Here is a 2,423-nt window from a genome sequence, read left to right as displayed (position 1 = left end):
CTAGTGGCGACGTAGTGGAGGCGACCGGCTTACCCGAGGGGGAAACCCCGGAGGGACAACAGCATGCCGGGCCAGCCCTGTGAGCCGAAGATGGCGTAGGCGAGATGCAGGGTGCGCCAGGCCACCTATGGTCAAGAACTTACTTTCTGAACCCAAGTGCAGTCGGGGTCGCACCACCTCCCCAGGTTGCCATCTGACACCAGGGGCCCGTGATCGCGATACGAGTTTTACCAGTAGCGCGAAGCCACTTCACGGGGACAACCGCAAGCGGCGGGTGAAAGCACGGAATGGGGACCTAAGGGTGGACAAACGCCTTGTCAGTGCAACTCGGGGATCGCCTAAGGCCGGTAACGGCTAAGGTGACGGAGCCGTTGTAGTACCCGCCCCAATCGGGATACGGCCACCTAATCAGTGGCGAAGGGAAAGGGCGGCAGGTAATGGAACGTCAAGTGGAAAGGGGTTCGGCCGGATGGCCGGATTAGACCTCAAACGACTGGACGTAATCGCGCGTCTCAACGAGGACCCACTATGGGTCAATAAGGACCTCTACCGCCTCATGTACCGCGAGGACTTGTACCTTGCGGCCTATGCGAGGCTGAAGAGTAAGCCCGGGAACATGACGCCTGGTGTCGATGGATCAACTCTCGATGGTTTCTCCAGGGAGACCATCCGGAAGATTGCGGACGCCATGCGCAACGAGAGCTTCAGGTTCTCCCCCGCCAGAAGGGTGGAGATTCCCAAGGCCAATGGCAAGACCAGGCCGCTCGGGATCGCCTCCCCGACGGAAAAGGTAGTGCAGGAAGCGATCAGAATGGTCCTGGAGGCGATCTATGACTCGCCCGAGGGGCCGACGTTCCTGGAGTCCTCCCACGGGTTCCGGCCGGGACGCAGTTGCCACACGGCGCTGAAAGAGATCAAGAAGGTGTGGACGGGGACCCGATGGTTTGTCGAAGGGGACATCTCTTCCTTCTTCGACAACATCAATCACGAGGTCCTCATCCAACTGCTCCGCAGGCGTATCGATGACGAGCGTTTCCTGAACCTGATCAGAAAGGCGCTGAAAGCCGGGGTCCTCAACGGGCTGAGGCTGGAAGCCACCCGGATCGGGTCACCACAGGGAAGCGTGCTCTCTCCCACCCTGGCCAACGTGTACCTGCACGAACTGGACAGGAAGATGGACGAGATCATCACGCGGGAGACCAAGGGCAAAGGACCAACGCCCAACCCTGACTACATGCGGCTGGCGCAGCGCCTGTACGTGGGGAGGAAGACTGGGAAGATGCCCGCCGGCGAGGCGAGTGACCTCATCAAAAAAATGAGGTCACTTCCCTCGTACCTCCCAGATGATCCAGGCTTCATCAGGGTGAGATACGTCAGATATGCAGATGACTGGGTCGTCGGAGTCATCGGGCCCCGACGCTTGGCCGAAGAGATCAGGGCCGAAGTCGCTACGTTCCTCAAGGAGGAGCTCAAGCTCCACCTGAACATGGGGAAGACGCACATTCGGCATGCCAACTCTCAAGAAATCACCTTCTTGGGGGTCCAGATCTCCGGTACAGGCAATCGAAACAGCGAAGTAGTCAAGGCGTCGAACTGTAAGGGCAAACGCCATTACAAGAGACGCAGGACCAGAGGGAACATGACCCTCAAGGCTCCCATGGGCGAGATCGTTGCAAGGTTGCACCAGAAGGGTTTCTGTCAGAAGGATGGATACCCGGAAAGCAAGGTGAGTTGGACGGTGCTCGATGATGCAGACATCATCCGCCGCTACAACACCGTGCTGAACGGCATACTGAACTACTACTCATTCGCCAATAACTTCTGGGCGATGAGCAGGGTTCAGTACATTCTCCTGTATTCAGCGGCTAAGACACTGGCTCATAGGCACAAGATGAGTTCGGTGGGGCTGGTGTTCAAGAAGTATGGGAAGGACCTGACGGTCCAGCTTCGAGGGGACGACGGCAAGGTGCGGAGCGTCAAGTTCCAGCGGCGCACGTCTTTTGCCGCCAAACCCAACGACTTCAAAGTCTCGGTTCGGGACCCCGAAGATGCTTTGAGAACGGCCAGTTGGCAGGTGCGGACGAAGAGCAATCTGGGAAGGATCTGTGCGATTTGCGGAAACACGAACAAGGTGCAGATGCATCATGTTCGCCATATCCGCAAGATGGGAGAGAAGGTCGTCGGCTTCACGCAGCTGATGGCTAAACTCAACCGGAAACAGATCCCGACATGCGAGTCATGTCACCGTCGCATTCACAAAGGAGAGTACGACGGCCTCAAGTTGGGGGACCTGGCAATCCCCGCAGGCTGATGGAGTAGTCCCGCCATTACTGGAGAGCGGTATGCGGTGAAAGCCGCACGTACCGTTCGGAGGGGGGCCGTTGTCTTCCACCTCGGTGGGGATGGCGGCCTACCCTACGCTG

Annotated in this window: 1 protein-coding gene; it reads left to right on the top strand. The window is 58.4% G+C overall.

Translation table 11 applies throughout. From position 1 onward, the window contains the following. The first annotated feature begins 469 nt into the window (after positions 1-469). Positions 470-2,311, top strand: coding sequence for a group II intron reverse transcriptase/maturase (locus NQU54_RS48310; protein ID WP_257636616.1), 1,842 nt, complete (start codon positions 470-472; stop codon positions 2,309-2,311). Positions 2,312-2,423 lie beyond the last annotated feature (112 nt).

The sequence above is a fragment of the Streptomyces malaysiensis subsp. samsunensis genome (assembly GCF_024519315.1).
Classification (GTDB): domain Bacteria; phylum Actinomycetota; class Actinomycetes; order Streptomycetales; family Streptomycetaceae; genus Streptomyces; species Streptomyces malaysiensis.
The sequence above is the reverse complement of the archived record's forward strand: the minus strand, read 5'-3'. Positions and strand labels throughout refer to the sequence as shown.